The sequence below is a fragment of the Polyangiaceae bacterium genome, from assembly GCA_020633235.1.
Classification (GTDB): Bacteria; Myxococcota_A; Polyangia; order Polyangiales; family Polyangiaceae; genus JACKEA01.
In genome coordinates, this window is record JACKEA010000001.1 from 163,798 (window position 1) to 182,214 (window position 18,417).

General features: G+C 66.2%; 17 protein-coding genes. 11 read left to right on the plus strand and 6 right to left on the minus strand.

Annotated features, from left to right (window positions below; translation table 11 throughout):
* Both H6717_00795 and H6717_00800 read left to right on the plus strand, forming a co-directional pair.
* Complete coding sequence (locus tag H6717_00795; protein MCB9575550.1) at window positions 1–1,080, plus strand: mandelate racemase; 1,080 nt, start codon at window positions 1–3, stop codon at window positions 1,078–1,080.
* A 7-nt stretch (window positions 1,081–1,087) separates the two neighbouring features.
* Window positions 1,088–4,150: an FAD-binding oxidoreductase gene (locus H6717_00800; GenBank protein MCB9575551.1), complete on the plus strand. Its 3,063-nt coding sequence runs from the start codon at window positions 1,088–1,090 to the stop codon at window positions 4,148–4,150.
* Here H6717_00800 and H6717_00805 read toward each other — a convergent pair whose 3' ends face one another.
* The 4 genes from H6717_00805 to H6717_00820 form a co-directional block, all read right to left on the minus strand.
* Window positions 4,151–4,666, minus strand: coding sequence for a type 1 glutamine amidotransferase (locus tag H6717_00805; GenBank protein MCB9575552.1), 516 nt, complete (start codon window positions 4,664–4,666; stop codon window positions 4,151–4,153).
* An 85-nt stretch (window positions 4,667–4,751) separates the two neighbouring features.
* On the minus strand, window positions 4,752–6,476 hold the full coding sequence (locus H6717_00810) for a hypothetical protein (protein MCB9575553.1): 1,725 nt from the start codon (window positions 6,474–6,476) through the stop codon (window positions 4,752–4,754).
* A gap of 96 nt (window positions 6,477–6,572) precedes the next feature.
* On the minus strand, window positions 6,573–7,715 hold the full coding sequence (locus H6717_00815) for a hypothetical protein (GenBank protein MCB9575554.1): 1,143 nt from the start codon (window positions 7,713–7,715) through the stop codon (window positions 6,573–6,575).
* Window positions 7,712–8,323, minus strand: coding sequence for a tetratricopeptide repeat protein (locus H6717_00820; protein MCB9575555.1), 612 nt, complete (start codon window positions 8,321–8,323; stop codon window positions 7,712–7,714). Before H6717_00820 ends, H6717_00815 begins: the two co-directional genes overlap by 4 nt.
* Before the next feature lie 125 nt (window positions 8,324–8,448).
* Between H6717_00820 and H6717_00825 the strand changes: the two genes are divergently transcribed.
* The 5 genes from H6717_00825 to H6717_00845 all read left to right on the plus strand — a co-directional run bounded on the left by H6717_00825 (window position 8,449) and on the right by H6717_00845 (window position 12,192).
* Window positions 8,449–9,429: a glycoside hydrolase family protein gene (locus H6717_00825; GenBank protein MCB9575556.1), complete on the plus strand. Its 981-nt coding sequence runs from the start codon at window positions 8,449–8,451 to the stop codon at window positions 9,427–9,429.
* 41 nt (window positions 9,430–9,470) lie between these two features.
* Window positions 9,471–9,806: a TfoX/Sxy family protein gene (locus tag H6717_00830; protein ID MCB9575557.1), complete on the plus strand. Its 336-nt coding sequence runs from the start codon at window positions 9,471–9,473 to the stop codon at window positions 9,804–9,806.
* A gap of 111 nt (window positions 9,807–9,917) precedes the next feature.
* Window positions 9,918–10,355, plus strand: a complete 438-nt coding sequence (locus tag H6717_00835) for a rhodanese-like domain-containing protein (protein MCB9575558.1) — start codon at window positions 9,918–9,920, stop codon at window positions 10,353–10,355.
* Between the two features lie 171 nt (window positions 10,356–10,526).
* The gene (locus tag H6717_00840; protein MCB9575559.1) at window positions 10,527–11,276 is read left to right on the plus strand and encodes a cytochrome b/b6 domain-containing protein; all 750 of its coding nucleotides are present in this window, start codon (window positions 10,527–10,529) and stop codon (window positions 11,274–11,276) included.
* A gap of 55 nt (window positions 11,277–11,331) precedes the next feature.
* Window positions 11,332–12,192: an ATP-sensitive inward rectifier potassium channel 10 gene (locus H6717_00845; GenBank protein MCB9575560.1), complete on the plus strand. Its 861-nt coding sequence runs from the start codon at window positions 11,332–11,334 to the stop codon at window positions 12,190–12,192.
* A gap of 46 nt (window positions 12,193–12,238) precedes the next feature.
* Here the strand turns inward: H6717_00845 and H6717_00850 are convergent, their stop codons facing one another.
* Both H6717_00850 and H6717_00855 read right to left on the minus strand, forming a co-directional pair.
* Complete coding sequence (locus tag H6717_00850; GenBank protein ID MCB9575561.1) at window positions 12,239–13,027, minus strand: lipid-binding SYLF domain-containing protein; 789 nt, start codon at window positions 13,025–13,027, stop codon at window positions 12,239–12,241.
* Window positions 13,028–13,185: 158 nt separating this feature from the next.
* Window positions 13,186–13,452 (minus strand): hypothetical protein, encoded by a 267-nt coding sequence (locus H6717_00855; protein ID MCB9575562.1) that lies wholly within the window; start codon window positions 13,450–13,452, stop codon window positions 13,186–13,188.
* Between the two features lie 146 nt (window positions 13,453–13,598).
* On the opposite strand from H6717_00855, the gene H6717_00860 reads away from it, so the two are divergent.
* The 4 genes from H6717_00860 (at window position 13,599) to H6717_00875 (ending at window position 18,402) form a co-directional block, all read left to right on the plus strand.
* On the plus strand, window positions 13,599–14,918 hold the full coding sequence (locus H6717_00860; GenBank protein ID MCB9575563.1) for an SMI1/KNR4 family protein: 1,320 nt from the start codon (window positions 13,599–13,601) through the stop codon (window positions 14,916–14,918).
* Window positions 14,915–15,244 (plus strand): nuclear transport factor 2 family protein, encoded by a 330-nt coding sequence (locus H6717_00865; GenBank protein ID MCB9575564.1) that lies wholly within the window; start codon window positions 14,915–14,917, stop codon window positions 15,242–15,244. Before H6717_00860 ends, H6717_00865 begins: the two co-directional genes overlap by 4 nt.
* A gap of 63 nt (window positions 15,245–15,307) precedes the next feature.
* Window positions 15,308–15,844, plus strand: coding sequence for an AgmX/PglI C-terminal domain-containing protein (locus tag H6717_00870; protein MCB9575565.1), 537 nt, complete (start codon window positions 15,308–15,310; stop codon window positions 15,842–15,844).
* 200 nt (window positions 15,845–16,044) lie between these two features.
* Window positions 16,045–18,402 carry a PQQ-binding-like beta-propeller repeat protein gene (locus tag H6717_00875; protein ID MCB9575566.1) on the plus strand — a complete coding sequence of 786 codons (2,358 nt, stop codon included), beginning with the start codon at window positions 16,045–16,047 and terminating at the stop codon, window positions 18,400–18,402.
* Window positions 18,403–18,417: the final 15 nt, after the last annotated feature.

Consider the following 18,417-nt stretch of genomic DNA (forward strand, 5'->3'; position numbering starts at 1 on the left):
ATGGCGACCATCGAGAGCGTCGCCGTAGAAGCCTACGAGATCCCTACCGAGACTCCCGAGAGTGATGGCACTCTCGCCTGGAGTTCTACGACCTGGATTGTCGTGGAGCTCCAGGCCGCGGGGGAGCGCGGCCTGGGCTGGACCTGCTGCGCTCCCGCGGCGGCGGACTTGGTGCGTCGGAAGCTGGGGCCCTTGCTGCAGGGGCACGGCGCGCTGGACATTCCGGGCGCACACCGAGCGTTGCTCGACGCCGTGCGCAACGTCGGTCGGCCCGGAGTTGCGGCCTGCGCCATCAGTGCGTTGGACGTGGCACTCTGGGATTTGAAGGCTCGGATACTTGGCGTTCCACTCTCCGCTCTGCTGGGTCGCGCAAGGTCCAGCGTTCCGGTCTACGGAAGCGGCGGCTTCACCTCCTACTCGGCGAGCAAGCTCGAGCGGCACATGGCGGCGTTCGTCGAGCTGGGGCTTTCGAGCGCCAAGATGAAAGTGGGCCGTGACGCTTCAGCGGATCCGGAGCGCGTGGGTCGCGTCCGCGCGGCCGTCGGCAGCGACGTGGATCTGTTCGTGGACGCCAACGGCGCCTACCAGCGAAAACAGGCGCTGGAGATGGCCGCGCGCTTCTCGGAGTTTGGGGTGTCGTGGTTGGAGGAACCTGTGAGCTCTGACGATCTGGAGGGACTGCGACACCTGAGAGACCATGCGAGTCTGCGGGTGGCGGCTGGAGAGTACGGTTACGACTCGTTCTACTTCTTGAGGATGCTCGAGGCCGGCGCGGTGGACGTGCTGATGGCCGACGCCACGCGCTGCCTCGGTTACACTGGCTTCCTGGAGGTTGCAGCGCTGGCGCGTGCATTCCACGTGCCTCTATCCACGCACTGCGCGCCGTACCTCCACGTTCCCGTGGCCAGCGCCGTGCCGGACCTCCTGCACATCGAGTACTTCTTCGATCACGCGCGCATCGAACAGAAGCTGCTGGACGGAGCAACGGTGCCGATGAAGGGGGCCCTGACCGGTGATGCGAGCCGGCCCGGCCACGGCTTTGAGCTGCGCCGCGCCGACGCGCAGCCCTACCACTGTTGAGGAAGACATGGAGCTCGTATCACTCCGAACCGGGAAAGACGGCCGTCCTGCATTGATCGGGGCGCTCCAGCGTGCGGTGCGAGGCGAGGTCCGCTTCGACGCAGGTTCGCGTGCGCTTTACGCAGCAGACGCGTCCAATTACCGCCACGTGCCCACCGGTGTCGTGTTTCCGAGAGACGCGCAGGACGTGCTTTTGACGCTGGAGGCATGCCGGCGGCACGGGGTCCCCGTACTCTCGCGCGGCGGCGGTACGAGCCTCGGCGGCCAGACCACGAACGTCGCGGTCGTGCTGGACTTCTCTCGCTACATGAACGGCGTGCTGCAGATCGACGTCGACGGGCGATCCGCGCGCGTGCTTCCCGGCACGGTGTTGGACCTGCTCCGAGACGAAGCAACGAAGTACGGCCTGACGTTCGGTCCCGATCCTTCGACGCACGATCGCTGCACTCTCGGCGGCATGATTGGGAACAGCGCATGCGGCATTCACGCCGTGATGTCCGAGTTCTACGGGCCGGGTCCCCGCACCGAGGACAACGTCGAAGAGCTCGAGATCGTCACCTACGACGGGCTTCGCATGCGCGTGGGGCCCACCTCGGAGGAAGACCTGCGGCGAATCGTCAATGAAAAGGGACGACGCGGCGAAGTCTATCGCCGGCTTGCCGAGCTGCGAGATCGCTACGCAGACGCGATTCGCGAGCGCTTTCCAGACGTTCCGCGTCGCGTATCCGGATACAATCTCACCGAGTTACTACCGGAGCGAGGCTTCAACGTGGCGCGCGCGCTGGTCGGCTCAGAGGGAACCTGCGTCACCGTGCTGGAGGCAACGGTGACGTTGGTGGACGCGCTTCCCGCGCGCTCGCTCTTGGTCGTCGGTTACTCTAGCGTCTATGAAGTGGGGGACGTCATCCCGTGCGTCCGGGAGCAGCGGCCCGTGGGGTGCGAAGGCCTCGACCGACGACTGATCGATTACGATCAGAAGAAGGGGGCACACGCCCGGGATCTCTCGATGTTGCCGGACGGCGACGGTTGGCTGCTGATCGAGTTCGGCGCGGACACCAAAGAAGAGGCAGACGAGCAAGCTCGGCGCTGCCTCGACGCTCTGCAGAGGCAATCTCCAAAGCCCACGGGGCACCGGCTGATGGACGATCCGAGTGCAGAGGCGCGAATCTGGGCCGTGCGCGAGTCGGCCCTGGGAGCTACCGCGTTTGCTCCCAACGAAAAGGACACCTGGCCGGGGTGGGAAGATGCCGCTGTCCCCGTGGACCGAGTCGGGGTCTACCTGCGCGAGTTTCGACAGCTCCTGGAGCAGCACGGCTACGACTGCTCCCTCTACGGTCACTTCGGTCAGGGTTGCGTGCACACCCGCATCGACTTCGACTTCTCGTCCAAGGAGGGGATGGATCGCTACGCCGCCTTCACCGCGGAGGCCGCCGATCTCGTCGTTCGACACGGGGGCAGTCTTTCCGGTGAGCACGGAGACGGCCAGGCGCGTTCGGACCTGCTGCCCAAGATGTACGGCTCGGAGTTGATGAATGCTTTCCGCGAGTTCAAGGCGATCTGGGATCCGGATGGCAAGATGAACCCCGGGCGAATCGTGGACCCGTCTCCCCGAACGGCGGACCTGCGCTTGGGTCCCGGCTACCAGCCAGAGCGGCCGGATACGTACTTCTCCTATCCCGAGGACGGCGGCGACTTCTCTCACGCGACCGTGCGCTGCGTGGGCGTGGGCAAGTGCCGGCGCGAGGACGGGGGCACCATGTGTCCGAGCTGGCGTGTCACGCACGACGAGCAACACACCACGCGCGGCCGTGCCCACCTGCTGTTCGAGATGCTGCGTGGGGAGGTGATCACGGACGGATGGCAAAGCGAGGAAGTGAAGGCTTCCCTCGACCTGTGCCTCGCCTGTAAAGGCTGCAAGGGAGATTGCCCGGTGGACGTCGACATCGCCACTTACAAGGCGGAGTTTTTGGCGCACTACTACGAAGGCAAGCGCCGACCGCGGCAGGCTCTGGCTTTCGGATACATCGATGTATGGACATCCTTCGCCTCGAAGCTCCCTTCGCTCGTCAACTTCGCGACTCATGCCCCCGGGATCGGACGCTTCTCCAAATGGGTGGCCGGTGTGAGTCAACAGCGCGAAGTCCCACGCTTCGCGCGCCAGAGCTTTCGCGCTTCCTTCGCCGGAAGAAGCCCGCGCGGACACGGCAAACGGGTGCTCTTGTGGCCCGACACCTTCAACGACGCCTTCTTCCCCGAGATCCTTTCGGCGGCGGTGGAAGTCCTGGAGTCGGCGGGCCATCGGGTGATCATCCCCGACACCAAGCTGTGTTGCGGTCGCGCACTGTACGACTACGGGATGCTGGAGCGCGCCAAGCGTCTGTGGTCCCGCACCTTGGACGAGCTGGATCACGAGATTGCCGCCGGTACCCCGATCGTGGGCGTGGAACCCAGCTGTGTGGCTGCATTCCGCGACGAGCTGCCGAACTTGATGAGCGACGACCCCCGTGCGGAAAAGCTCGCTGGGCAGGTACGCTCGCTCTCCGAGCTGTTGACTGAAGAAGGTTTCCAGCCGCCGACTCTCCGGGGCAACGCCTTGTTGCACGGCCACTGCCACCAGAAGGCCGTGTGGGGAACGGACAGCGACCAGCGCTTGCTCGAGGGAATGGGGCTCGACGTGGAAGCACCGGAAACCGGTTGCTGCGGGATGGCCGGCGCCTTCGGGTTCGAGAGCGACAAGTACGAGATTTCGATGCAGGTGGGGGAGCTCGACGTCCTACCGCGAGTCCGCAGCACGGAGCAGAAGACGCTCATCGTGGCCAATGGGTTCTCCTGCCGCGAGCAGGTGATGCAGGCCACTGAGCGCCGGCCGCTGCACCTTGCAGAAGCCGTGCGCCTGGCACTGCACCAAGACGAGATCCTCGATCACGAAGCGCCTCCCGAACGCCAGCTCCCCGTGCGTCGACCCCGAATGAGGGCGTCGGCGGCAGCGCTATTCGTCGCGGCGTTGTTCGTAGCTATCTTGCTGCTGTCGTTGTGGGCGCCGGCGCTGGGAGCGCCGGCCCCTCGGTGATCACGCTCCGTCGATTTGCTGCATGAAGCGCTCCGTGAATGCGGGTAGGTCGTCCGGCTTGCGCGACGTCGTCAGGTTCCCATCCGTCACGACCTCGCGGTCGACCCACGTCGCGCCCGCGTTCTTCAAGTCGGTCTTGACGGAGGGCCAAGATGTCATGGTGCGCCCATCGACCACGCCCGCCTCGATCAGAAGCTGAGGCCCGTGGCACACCGCCGCTACCGGCTTGTTGGAGCGGAAGAACTCCTGCACGAAGCTCACCATGTGCGGGTCCGTGCGCAGCTTGTCTGGTGAGTAGCCGCCCGGGATCAGCAGCGCATCGAAGTCCGTCGGGTCACGCTGTTCGGGCGTCCCTGCCACGGCGGTCTTGGACTTGCCCCGCTTGCCATGAATCTCCTCGCCGGCCTTTTCACCGATGATCACCACCTCGTGACCAGCAGCCTCCAGAGCCTCTGCGGGGTATGTGAGCTCCGAGTCCTCGAAGTCCGAAGTTACCGTGACGGCAATCCTTGCCATGTCGCTCTCCTTTTGGTTCGGGTTCACCTGGCATTCAGCAAATGCCGTGCCCGGTCCGAGATCGCGGCGCATTGCCACGCAGGGGTCACAGCTTGGTGATCGTCAGCGATTTCAACGCGTACTGGCTGTTGTCGGTGGAGTCCGAGTCCAGGCTCAGGTGGTAGCCCCACTTGCCCACGAAGCGCGCGTCGGTGACGTCCCAGGTCAAGGTGTGCCACTGGTCCTGAGCGGGCACGCCGTTCCAACTGCCGGTGGACTTGGTTCCGGCTGCAGATTCGTACTTCAGGTTGAAGCCGGCGGCGCCGTTCGTCGTGCGACGCACCACGGCGGTGACCCGCAGGGGCACCGTGTCCCAAGTGTTGAAGTTTGGATCCAGCGTGAAGGAATGCGCGGCTGCGCTGCCGCAGTCCCGCGCTAGATCGCCCCCGAGCGTGATGGTGGGCGCAGCGCCGAGCACGTGCAGCCCTTGCTCCGCGTTCGGCGTGAAAGAAATCTCCTTCGCTCCGCTGAAGTCGCCCCCCCACCAGAACGGCGCGCCCTTGTCGTTCGCGGCTTCGTTCACCAGCGCAGCGGGGATCTGACGCACGATCAGCGGCGCGCTCAGGGGCACGCTGCTGCCACTGCTTCCGCTCCCGGTCAGCGGATCCACCACGTCGACCGTCTCGCCGAATTCGATGGTCGGGCTGGTGCCGGGCGCCGGCCAAGCGACGAGCAGCGGCCCCGACGGTCCGTCGAACACGAAGCCGTAGTGGGCGCCGTCGAGCAGCACCCAGCCCAGGTACTTGGGCAGCGCGCCGAGGTTTTCGATCAGCACCTTGGCCGCGGTGAACGACGGCCGCGGGGTTCCGTCATCCGCGAGCAAGCCGAAGGGGCCGGAGTCGCCGTCGATGCCCTCGAACCAGTGGATTCGAGTCACGCCCTGGGCGATCGACAGCACGTACGCCTTCAAGAACGTGGCTGCCTGATGCTCCGGCGTGTGTGATCCGTCCACCGGCTCCCCCAGCTCCGTGAACACCACCGGGACCCACTGCTTCGCAGGGTTCAGCTCCGCCAGCATCTTGCGCACCGTCGGCACGATGCCCATGAACTGCCCCTCGAAGCCGCGGTCCACCAAGTCCAGCGTCTCGTACGGATGCAGCGTGATGTAGTCGAAGTGGTCGGCCGCTCCCGCGACAATGGCCTGCGACATGAAGCTCAGGTGCACGCTCGCAGAGCACAGCCCCACTTGCAGCGTGGGGTCGACTTCCTTCACCGCGTCATAGGCGCTCTTCACGATCGCCGCGTAGCTCTCGGGCGTCTTGTCCGTGGAGAAGTTGGGCGGCTCGTTCCACACCTCCCAGTACTTCACGCGGCCCTTCGCCTCGGTCACCAGCTGCTTCACGCCGTCGCGCCAGGCGTTCAGGTCCCCGGCGGGAAAGGCCGCCCCCTGCTGCAAGATGCCGCTCACCTCGAAGCCCGCGGCGAGCGCGTCGGACAAGCTCTTGTCCGCGTTGTCGCGATCGAAGCCGCGCAGCCACGCGATCCCGGTGGTGCCGATGGTCGTGAGCCAACCGAGGTTCAGCGAGCGCGAGTGGGACGTGGCGATGCCGAAGGGGCTGCCCTCGCCGATGCCGGTGGGGCCGCCGTCACCCATCGGCGAATCCGTGGTGGCGTCTTGGGCACCGCCGTCGCTGCTGGTGCCACCGTTGCCTCCGGCGCCGCCGCCATCGGCTCCCGAAGTGCCCGGCGGGGTCGTCGACGAGTCGTCTCCGCAGCCCGCCGCCACCACCACGCCAAGCCCTTGCACGAACTGCCGTCGAGTCTGCCGCATGGCCGAATCTTAGGTTTTGTCGGGCCGCCGCGGAACCGCCTGGGACGGGGCTCGCGCCGAGCCAACAGGATCTCGAAACCAGCGGCGCGGCTACTTCTATTTCGACTTCTTGCGGCGCGCTTTCTTCAGCGCCTTGGCCACGAAGTCCGCTGCAGCGCCGCCTTGGGCAGCCTCTAGTTCTGGCACGGCCTCCGCGCCTGCGGCTTGGAAGTATGCGAGCAACGACTTTTCCGGCAGCGGTGCGAATCGGCGGGACGCCTTCAGCTCGCCACTGGCGGCGAGCTCGGCGTGCCGCTCGATGCCGCGCAGGATGTGCTCCGTGATCTGCGGTGATGGATGGCGCTGCGCGAGATCCGTGCAGTCGCGCGGGGTCACGAACTGCACCCAGCCATGCTCCACGGTCTTGCCGCGGATCACGTCGCCGCGGTTGGCGGCGGCATAGATCGGTCGGAGCAGCACGAGCTCGGCGCGGCGCTCCTCGGGAAAGAGCGAAAGCACGTGCTCGCACAAACCCAAGCTCGGGTGGCGAAGCGCGATGGGCAGTAGCGGCACCGTGCGTGCGTCGAGATCGGTCGCGAGCAATGCCTCCACCAACACCGCCGCCGAGAGCGGGGAAGGGTTCGACGCCGCGAGCAGCGCGTCCGCGGCCTGCGCCGCTGCGTCCGGCGGACAGGCCCGGACCAACATCGAGACCAACCGGAGGCGATGCTCGAGAGCCCACGCTTCGTCGCCCTGCCGGACGGCGATGCCCTTCTTGTAGCTGTCTGCGTCCGGCGCAAGCGGTTGCCACAGCGAGTATGGGAAGGTGGTGACCACCTCGTGCCAGGCGGCCGCGGTCTCGGTGTTGGCAATGGCATCGAGGGTCGTGCGTTCGTCCAACAGCCCATGCGCCACGTGAGCGATGGCCATCCAATACGGCACGCTGGCACCGCCTACCTCGATCTCGAGATCCGCCGGACCGCTGGGAGCGTCTCCCACGAAACGGGCGATGTCTTCCCTCAGCGCCGGCAACCCCACGTAGGAGGTAGCGCTCACGCGGACCTTCGCGAGCACGCGGGCCAGCCGTAGCTCGGTATCGGAGAGCTCGGCCTTGGTGCGAAGCGGGAGCGGTCGGTACTCCTTCCCGAACACCTGCCACACCAGGTTCTGCGCGGTCTTCACGTCCTCGGCCGCGGGCGGATCTCCGAGCGAGGCCTCCAGCGCCGTCAACGTCGACTCCACATCCATGTCGTCGGTCACTCCTCGAGCATCAACGTCTTCTTCCACTCCCGCTGGTCTGCGAACTTGGAGAAGAAGGGGTTCTGGCGAGCCGCTTGAATGGCGTTCGGATCGTCGCGGATCACGCGCTCGAGCTCCAGCCGTGCATCGGCGGAACGGCCCAAGATGGCGAGCGACTCGGCCTGTTTGTAGCGCAGCATGCGGGCCCTGGGCATGTGCTCGAGGCACGTCGCGCCCACCTGCAGCGCGTCCTCATGGCGGGTGAGGCGTCGCAGCAGGAGCACCAGGTTCAGCGCCACGTTGGTGTGCGTCGGGTCCACTTCCAGTGCCGCGCGGTAGGTGCTCACCGCGTCCTCGAGGCGGCCGAGCTGATCGAGCGCTGCGCCGCGGTTGAAGCGGCAGTCCGTGTGCGTCGCATCGAGCGCGATGCCTTCGTCCGCTCGCGCCAGGGACGCGTCCCAGTCGCCTGCCGCCGCCAGCACCGTGGAGAGCAGATACAGCGCGTCCGCCGTTGGCTCGCGAGCGACGATGCCTTCGAGCTCGCCGCGGGCGTCCGAGAAATCTTGATTCACCATCGCGTGGTACGCGCCATGGAGGGGCGACGCGGGATCTTCCCAACTACGTTCCACTGGTTCTCCTGTCTGCTGACCCTCGCCCACGGTAGGCTCGGGCCCGGCTTCTTTCCAGGGAATGTTGGCGCGCCGCGGTCACACCGCGATCCCGACGTCGATTCCCGGCTACACTTCGTCTTGGCATGAGGCTCGCGATCTACGGGATCTGTCTGGCGTTGCTCGCCGCGTGTTCCGGTGAGGACGACGGCGCGAGCTCGCCGGACGCGGGCAGCGGCGGCGCGGGCGCAGCCGGCGGTACGAGCAGTGGCGGTACGAGCAGCGGCGGCACTGCGGGAGGCAGCGCGGGCACGGCCGGCAGCGCGGGCGCGGCGGGCAACGGGGCAACGTCGGCGTGCAAGCGCGGCGTGGCCTACGGCGAGCACTCCAAGCAGGATCTCGCCGTGCTCTCGCCGGCGGTGAGCTGGTGGTACAACTGGGCGCACACGCCGGACAAGGCGCTGCAAGACGGCAGCTACGCATCTCAGGGCGTCGAGTACGTGCCCATGATCTGGGGCGGCACCTTCGACGCCAGCACCGTGAGCGCCGAGCTGCCGAGTGGCGTGACGGCCCTGTTGGGCTTCAACGAACCGAACTTCGGCTCCCAGGCGAACCTCTCGGCGACGAAAGCGGCCGCGCTGTGGCCGGAGGTGGAGAAGGTCGCGGATGCCCAGGGCCTCACGTTGGTGTCCCCGGCGGTGAACTTCTGCGGCGGGAACTGCCAAGAAACGGATCCCTACAAGTACCTCGACGACTTCTTCGCCGCGTGCAGCGGGTGTCGCGTGGATCGCGTCGCGTTCCACGTGTACGTGGGCTGCCATCCGAGCGGCGCGAACAAGGCCCAGTGGCTGATCGAGAAGGTGGAAGAGTACAAGAAGCGCTTCTCCCAGCCCCTGTGGCTCACGGAGTTTGCCTGTGACGACGCCAGCGGCTTCGACGACCAGATCGCCTTCATGAAGGACGCCGTGAGCTACCTGGAGGGCGACGCCCGGGTCGAGCGCTATGCGTGGTTTTCGGGCCGTTCGACCAAGATCCCCTTCGTGGATCTGCTGGCGGCGGATGGTGTCCTCACGACGCTGGGGCAGGCGTACGTGAGCGCCGCCACGTCGCCCGCCTGCACGCACTGACTCACTTCGCGATCTGCTCGTTAGCGCGTACCATCCCGGCCATGAGCTACGACGAAAAGCTCGCCGCCCGTGTCCGCACGGCGCTCGCACGCCGGCGCGGCGTGACGGAAAAGAAGATGTTCGGTGGCGTGTGCTTTCTCGTGAACGGCGCCATGTGCTGCGGCGTGCTCGGGACGGAGCTCATCGCCCGGGTGGGCAGCGAGCACCACGCGGACGCCGTCGCCGACAAGCACGCCCGGCCCTTCGACTTCACCGGCCGCCCGTCCAAGGGCATGGTGTACGTATCGGCGGCTGGCATTCGCACCGCCGCCCAGCTCCAGCGCTGGCTCGACCGCGGCCTCGCCGAAGCGCGGGCGAAGGCCAAGAAACGCGGCTGACCCGCTCCATTTGGCTGGAGCTCCTGCCAGAAGCTCGGATTTGCAGAGGGGGGCTGCGGCTGGGCACGCCGCGTCCCTATGCTACCGTCTCGGTCCCTTGGAGGAGACAAGATGAAGAAGCTACTCGTGTCCGCTGCCATCGCGCTGTGTCTGGTCGGCTGCAACAAGAAGTCGGACGCCGACGCGGCGACCACCACCGCCCAGGCCGGCAAGAGCATCACGGAGACGCCGCTCCCGGAGGTGCGCAAGTTGGTGGAGACCAAGTCCGCCACGGTGCTCGATGCGAACGACAACGACACCCGTAAGGAGTACGGCATCGTCCCTGGCGCCAAGCTCCTGACCAGCTCGGACGGCTACGCCCTCAGTGAGCTGCCGAGCGACAAGGACTCGAAGCTCGTTTTCTACTGCGGCGGCATGAAGTGCCGCGCCTCGGATCACGCCGCCAAGCGCGCCCAAGAGGCCGGCTACAAGCAGGTGAGCGTGATGCGCGAAGGCATCCGCGGCTGGAAGGAAGCCGGCGCCCCGACGGAGCCCCTGCCGCAGAGCTGACGAGCGCTGCGCGGTGTTACCGCGGCGAGCCAACACCCTGATCTTCATTGATCGAGATCATGTCGGTTCGCCGCGGAACCTCCCGCTCCGCCAGATGACGCATGCATTTCGGCGGCGGTTACGTCACTTGCCGGCTCGCCGAAGCCGTCGGTCGTGGGCCATGAAACACCCATGACCGAACCGAAGCGAGCGTTGGTGTGGGACCTTCCGGTCCGATTGTTTCATTGGCTTCTGGCCGGGGCGTTCCTGGGCGCCTTCGCCATCGCCAACCTGGTGGACGACGAGAGCACGCTGTTCGCGGCTCACATGTGGCTGGGCGCCATCGCCGCCTTCATGGTGGTGCTGCGCGGGGTGTGGGGCTTCATTGGCTCGCGCTACGCGCGCTTCGGTAGCTTTGCCCTGAGCCCGGCTGCCTTGGTCCGATACGTGAAAGGGGCGGCGGCGGGGAATGACCCGCCGACCCCGGGCCACAACCCCGGGTCCAGCTTTGCCGCGCTGGCCATCTTCGTGCTGATGCTGGGTCTGGCAGCGAGCGGCGCGCTGATGGCGCGCGCCGAGGTCTTCGAGGAGCTCCACGAAGCGCTGGCCTGGACCTTGATGGGAGTGGTCGCCATTCATGTGGCCGGCATCGTGTGGCACACCATCCGGCACCGAGAGAACATCGCGCTCAGCATGGTCGACGGGCACAAGCGGATAGCCAAGGGCGCGGCCATCGAGTCGTCCCACGCGCTGGCGGCGGTGGCGTTCCTCGGGCTCACCGGGCTCTGGGCCGGAGCCCTGTACGATGGGTACGACGCCGCGGGCCGTCAGGTGACGTTGCCGCTGTTGGGGGTCAGCGTTCAGCTCGGTGAGGCCGAAGGGGCGCACGCCGAGCGTGGCGAGCACGAAGAGCACGAAGAGCACGACGACGACGACGATTGAGCTTCGGGCCCCCCCGCTTTTCGGCGCGGCGCCGCCGCGGTAGGCACGCCCTTGCATGGCGACGGAGGACAAGCCCAAGGAGCCCGAGGACAGCTCCATCCTGGTGCTCGGGGTGCGCGCGCACCCGCTGCGGGACATCTACCACCTCTTCTTGCGGGTCTCCTGGCCCACGGCGCTCGGGATCCTCAGCGCCATCTACCTCGCCATCAACCTGGTGTTCGCGCTGGCGTACTGGCGTCTCGGTGGCGTCGCCAACGCGCGGCCTGGGTCGTTTCAGGATGCGTTCTTCTTCAGCGTGCAGACACTGGCCACCATCGGCTACGGCGGTCTGTATCCCGCATCCCGCGTGGCCAACGTGCTCATGACGGTGGAGTCCATCAGCGGCGTGTTCGTGACGGCGATCTTCACGGGACTGGTCTTCAGCAAGTTCTCCATCGCGACGGCGCGCATCGTGTTCTCGCGGAACATGGTCATCACGCCGCGCGACGGCGTGCCCACGCTCATGCTGCGCATCGGCAACGATCGCAACGATTCGGTGCTCGACGCGCGGGTGCGATGCGTGGTGACGCGAACCACTCACACGGCAGAGGGCGAGACCTTCTACCAACTGGTGGACCTGCCGTTGGTGCGCGACTTGGCGCCCGTGCTGTTTCGCTCCTTCGTGATCATGCACTGCATCGACGAGCAGAGCCCGCTGTTCGGGCTTTCGGCCCAGGGGCTGGCCAAGGAAGAGATCGAGGTGATGGTGAGCGTGTCCGGCATCGACGAGACCACGAAGGGCTTGGTGCATGCCGTGCACCGTTACGATCACAGTGACATCCTGTTCGATCACCGCTTCGTGGACGTGCTGACGGAGCGCAGCGACGGCCGCATGGTGCTCGACGTGCGACACTTCCACGACGTGGAACCGCTGTAGGGTCCGGGAAGACGGAAGTCCGCGGACGCCCGTCCTCCCGCCGAGATCAGAGGGTCTTCAGTTCTTGCGCCAACGGTCCCGGCTTGCTGGGAACATTGCCGCGCAGTACGTCGTCAGCGGCGACCTTTTTACCGTAGTATGCTGGGTTCTCCTCGTCGTCCCAGGAGATGTCGGTAGCGCTCAAGGCAGCGCCCGCGAACGCTCCTTCGGTGTCCGACCAGAAGACCACGTCGCCCACGTCCTTGCCCAGCGACGCTTCCGACAGGGCAGAGTAGTCCACGACCGTGAGCTTGGCGCCGGCGTTCAGGGAGAACGTGTTGTCGGCCTTGAACGCGCGGAGCGCCTGATCGCTCATCAACAGCATGGCGATCTCCCCACCTTCGCCACCAAACTGGGCACCGACGCTGATGCCACCGATGTCGTAGAACAGGGGGCCGTTCCATTGGTCTGCTTCTTTCCCCAATAGCGCGCCTTCGCCGCCTCGTATGCCTACGCCCACGGCGCCCCGCCCGTAGTCGGGGACGATGAACACGCCCTTCGCCTTGCTCAGCAAGGTTTTCACGCCTTGGTCGGCCTTCATCTTTCGAAGAGTCTGAGTCGCGTCCTTGACCAGCTCGCTGGCGTCCTTGGCGTCCTCCGTGTCGGCGTTCGGCACCTTGGCGGCCTCGTCCTTCGGGGCCACTTCCGTCGCTGGAGCAGCAGGCGTCGCCGGCTGCGTCGTCGATCGGGTGTTGGCCGCGGTGCGCTCGTGGGAGTCCTCCGGACCCTGCCTGTCGCAAGCCGCCACAGCAGCAACCATTCCAGCCACCGAAAGTAGCTTCGCGTAGAGTTTCATCGCTCACCTTTCCGTCCCTCGAGGACAGCAGAGGTCGGGCCTGGAGCAAGGCACGTGCCGCATGCTGCCGACGCGAGAACCCGGGCGATTGAAGCTACTTTCGTGCTCTGCCGCAGTGCGGCGGGTGTGGCAAAGCTGAGCCGCCGCCGCAACTCGCCTCAGGCGTAGGCGCTTTCCTTGGTGGCGCGGCGCATGGCGTTCCCGCCGAAGAACGCGATCGAGCCGATAGGCACGAAGGGGAGGGCGGCGAGCATGACGAGTACCGCGCCGCCGCGATTGCCCACGTACGAAAGCGCGATGCCCACAGCGGACACCAACGTGCAGGCGAGCATGAAGAAGCACAGCCCGCCGGGGTAGCGGCCAGTGCTGAAGGCCGCGATAGCGACGACGACGTTGACTCCGGTTCCAACGATTGCACGGGTCATTCCGGGCATTGAAATCTCCTTTGCCCAGAGAGTTTGCACCCCACATGCCAGTCAGTTTTTGGGGGCTTTATCGTCCAAACGTCACCTGCGGGTGACGCCGTGAGGTTCCGGGGCATGACCTTCCGGTGCTGGTATCCTCGGCTTCCATGGCCGCGAAGAAGTCGCCCACGAAGAAGCCCGCCGCCGTACCTGCGCTCCTCGAGCAGCTCGAGCGGGCGCTGAAGAAGCGCTACCCGAGCGTTCACGAGACGCTTCGCCCGGGCCTTGACGCAAAGGGCGTGGAGCGGCTTTCGCGCTGCGTGTCGAAGAAGCTGCCTCCGGACTTCGTCGCGCTATATCGCTGGCACGATGGGGTCTCCGGGGAGGAGCTGTTTCAGGAGTGGGGGCTCTTGCCGCTCTCGGACGTGGAGCGGGAGCAACGGACTCTGAGGAGGGCCGCGCGTGCCACGTTCGGAGGGGAGACCCTGGCGTTCATGTCGAACTTCGCCGGCGACTTGCTGTATCTGGATCTCGCAGGCGTGCTCGGAGGCAAGCCCGGGCAGGTGCTCGCTTGGCGCCACGAGGAGCCCAAGGCTCCGGAGGTCGTCTTCGCCAACGTTCGCCAGCTCGTGCTCACGATGGCGGAAGCGGCCAAGAAGGGGCTGCTCTTGCCGGACGACGACGAGGACGCCTTCGAGCGGCTGTACACGCGGCTGAACCCGCATCGCGGAGACGGCGACCTGAAGGCCATATTGAAGGCGATCGAGAAGACGTCGGAGCCGAAGAAGCGCCTGGCCCTCACCGATCGAGCGCTGGCCCTCGACCGGAAGAACCGGGACGTGTGGCGCGCACGCAGCGACGCGCTGAGCGATCTCGACCGTGACGAAGAAGCCGCGGACGCGCTCGCCGAAGAGATAGCGCTGACCAAGGAGCCCTTCATGCGGGCACGGCTCGGGGTGCGCCGCGCGGAGCTCCTCAACTACGCGGGCTGCCATCAGCGCGCGGCACAGGCCGCCAAGGCCATCGTGAAGGAGCTCGAGCGCGGTGGGGACCGGGGAGATCTCGCTGCCGCGTGGGCCGCCATTCAGACTGCGGAGGCGGAGCTGGGCAACGAGCGCGAGGCGCTGACCGCTGCGAAGAAGGCCGCGACCGTGTTCGAAGGGCCGGAGGCGACTGCTGCGAAGTATTGGATGAGCTACACGCACGTCGAGACCGATCCAAAGCGTCTGCGACAAGCGCGGGACAAGACCCGAAAGCTGCTTCGCAAGTGGGTGGGCGCGAGCCCGCACACGGCCAACGACCACGAGGCTTGGTACAACATGGCCTGCATGTCCGCGCTGCTGGGTGAGGCCGATGCTGCGCACCAAGAGCTCTCCAAGGCCGTGGGACTGAACCGCGGCTACGCGTCCGACGCACCGGGCGACGACGACTTCGCGAGCGTTCGCGGTGAGTCGTGGTTCAAGAAGCTGACCGGAGCGCGATCATGATCCAGCCGGAGGACGTGCTTCGGCACTACGTGCAGCGACACAACCAGGGCGTAACCCGTGGCAATTTCGAAGGCCTGATGGAGATGTTCCGGGACGATGCCGTGCTGGAGATCCAGGGGCGGCGCAGCTGGTCGGGCAAGGCGGCCATCGAACGCGCCTTCCGGGAGCAGCCGCCCACGGACGAGCTCGTCGCGCTCGCCTTCCGTTTCCAGCCGCCGGGCACCCTCGAGGCGGACTACGCCTGGAAGCGTACGCCCTCCCAGCGCGCCGGCAGCCTGCGTTTCGAGATCGTGGACGCGTCCATCGCACGATTGCAGATCACTTGACGCGAGGAGCACCAAATTATTCAAGGACGGAACTCGGGGTGCCGCGCGCTGTCACTTCCTTCCATGTGGCGCTGGCTCGGCTTGGTGTTGCTCGTCTCTTGCGCGGCTCCGCGCGAGCCCGACCACGGGCCCAGCGCGGCGGTGACGGTGCCGGAGCCAGCGCCGCACTACAAGCAGCACCCGGATGTCGCTCCCGACGAGCTCGGCGAAAGCGTCGCACAGGATGCAGGCAGCCAAGCGCCCTGCCAGGTGGTCGAGCCCCCGCCGCTGTCGCAACCGCCACCGCGCATCCGCTCGGGGCCGCCTGTTACGAACTACATCTCGCCTCAGGTCGTGATGCGGCCCATTCGCGAGCGCGCCGCTTGTCTGCGCCGGTGTTACCAAGCTGGACTGGCGCGTGATCCGAGCCTCGAAGGTCGCCTCGTGATCCGATTCGTGGTCGATGCCGACGGCTGGGTGCGTCGAGCACAGCTGCAAGAAAGCCAGCTCGCTAGCGACGACGTCGGGGAATGCGTGCGGCAGGTGTTTCTCGGTCTGCACTACGAGCCGTTGCACGACGCGATAACCGTGGTCTATCCGGTCGTCTTCGCGCCGGATTGAGCTCGTGTGGAGGTCAAGGCCGGGACGTCGCCTCGCGGTCCATGACAGGCGCCTGGTGGCTTCACTGGGCGATTTTGCCGGAAACCGGCCATGCCGTGCGACGCTCCCTGTCGCACGAGCAATTGCGCTGGGTTCCTGCTGCGCCTTCGGGGTAGGGTCGAACGATGACCGCGCCGTAACGCGCGGGTGGGTGGTGACACATGAAGCATACGCTGTGGATCTTGGGTGCGAGCCTCGGGGCCGCCTTCTCGTTTGTCGGGTGCGGCGGTTCCGACGCTGCGAACCTGACGGGTGACAAACCGCCGATCGTCGACGCCGGACCGGACGTTCCGGACGCGGTCGCGTGCGGAGCGGGGCAGGCTGCGTGCGGGGGCGCCTGCACCGAATTGAAGACGGATCCTGAGAACTGCGGGGCGTGCGATCGCCGTTGTGACCTGAACGAGAGCTGTGTGGACGGCGCCTGCCATCCCGCGTGCACGGGGGACACCATCGAATGCGATGGCGTGTGCGTGGATCCGTTCCACGATCCGAGCCACTGCGGCGGCTGCGGTGGTGTGTGTGGTCCTTCCGAAGTATGTGATTCTGGCCTTTGCTCTCTGACCTGTGGCGGCGGCAGCACGAAGTGCGGCTCAGCGTGTGTGGACGTCAAGAATGATCCCGCAAACTGTGGAGCGTGCGGGACCCACTGCGCGGCGGGTGAAGTGTGCGTGAACGGAGCGTGCGGACTGCAGTGTCCGCCGGGCACGATTCAGTGCGGTGGCCAGTGCCTCGACACGTCGAACGATCCCGACAACTGTGGCGCCTGCAACACCACGTGCCCAAGCGGCGAGCTTTGCTCCGCCGGCAAATGCGGCGTGATTTGCCTGGGCGGGACAGTGCTGTGCAACGGCAAGTGCGTCGATACGGCGCACGACCCGGACAACTGCGGCAGTTGCGGAAAGATCTGTGGCGTCGGCTACGACTGCGTCGCTGGTAAATGCGCTTACACTTGCGGCACGGATTCCCTCCTGTGCGGCGCTGACTGCGTGAGCCCGCTGACGGACCCGAGCAACTGCGGCGGCTGCGGCAAGAAGTGCCCGACCGGCCAGGTTTGCAACAACGGCACCTGCGGCCTGGATTGCGGAAGCCTCACAGCGTGCTCGGCTCAGTGCGTGGACATCCAGAGCGACACCAAGAATTGCGGGGCTTGCGCGAAGCTCTGTGCGCCGGGCGAGGTCTGCGTTGCAGGTCAGTGTGGCTGCCCTTCCGGCTACGACAGTTGCCTTGGGAAGTGCATCGACGTTCAGACAGATCCGCTCAACTGTGGCGCCTGCGGCGTGGGCTGTGGTGATGACGAGGTGTGCACTGCAGGCGTTTGTGTGTGCAAGCCAGGATGGACTTCGTGTGGCGGGACCTGCGTGGACACGAAAACGAGCTCGCAAAACTGCGGCGCATGCGGAACGACTTGTGTGGTCGGCAAGGTGTGCACTGCAGGCGGCTGCGCAACGTCTACAGGTCAGTGGAACACGCTGGGCTTCGATGTCGCTCACACCGGGGAGAACACCGCGGAACTGGGCAAGCCGCCGCTCTACCTGGCGTGGACGCACGAAGTTCTCGAGAACATAGCGCTGAACCCGGTGGTGGTAGCCGGCGGCCGAGTGTTTGCCACCGCGAGCGCATACTTCGGCACCCTGACCCCTTTGGTGGCATTGAACGCGTCCGACGGCACCAAGCTTTGGGACTACAACTTTGGCGACATATTCAGCGTCGGTCAGCCGGCCACTTTCGGTGGGTACGTGTACGTACCCACTGGCAAGGGGACGTCCGGGCTTCCCTATGTTTGGAAGTTCGACGCGGCAGCGGGAACGACTTCATGGTCCGCCACCATGAACGCGCAGTGGGAGCACTACTGGGCGCCGATTGTCGTGAACGGGGTCGTGTACTCCAACGGTGGAACTTATGGTGGTCTGTACGGATTCGCAAACACGGATGGCGCGCAGCTCTTCTTCCAATCATTGGACCAGTACGACGAGTGGAGCCCCGCCTACGGTGGAGGCTCCGTCCTCACCTTCGTCAAGGGGATTCTCCGCGCTCACGATCCGGCGGCCGGAACCGTGTCGTGGTCCACGACCGTGACTTGGAACTGGTCCGGGTATGCCATGAAGACGGCTCCAGCCGTCGCATATGGTCGTGCCTACGTGATCGCGCCTCCCAACCTCTACGCGGTCAACCTCACCACGCACGCCGTGGATTGGACGGCGAACGGGACCTATGCGGGCATGGCAGCAGTAGCCGGCAACGTCGTCTACGGCCTGAGCGCAAAGCACCTGGTGGCCCGGAACGCGGACACCGGTGCCCTCGTTGGCACCTTCGCCGGTGACGGACAGCTCAGCTACCCGCCCGTGATCGCGGGCAACTACGTGTATGCGGCCAGCGACTCGAACGTGTATGCGGTGGATCGCACGACGCTCAAGTCCGTGTGGACGGCTGCCAGCGGTGGCTGGCTCACCATCGCGGACAAGCGGCTTTTCGTAGCCAAGAGCAACGGCACGTTGGAAGCGTACGTCTTTGAGAACTGAGGTGCCGCGCGGGAC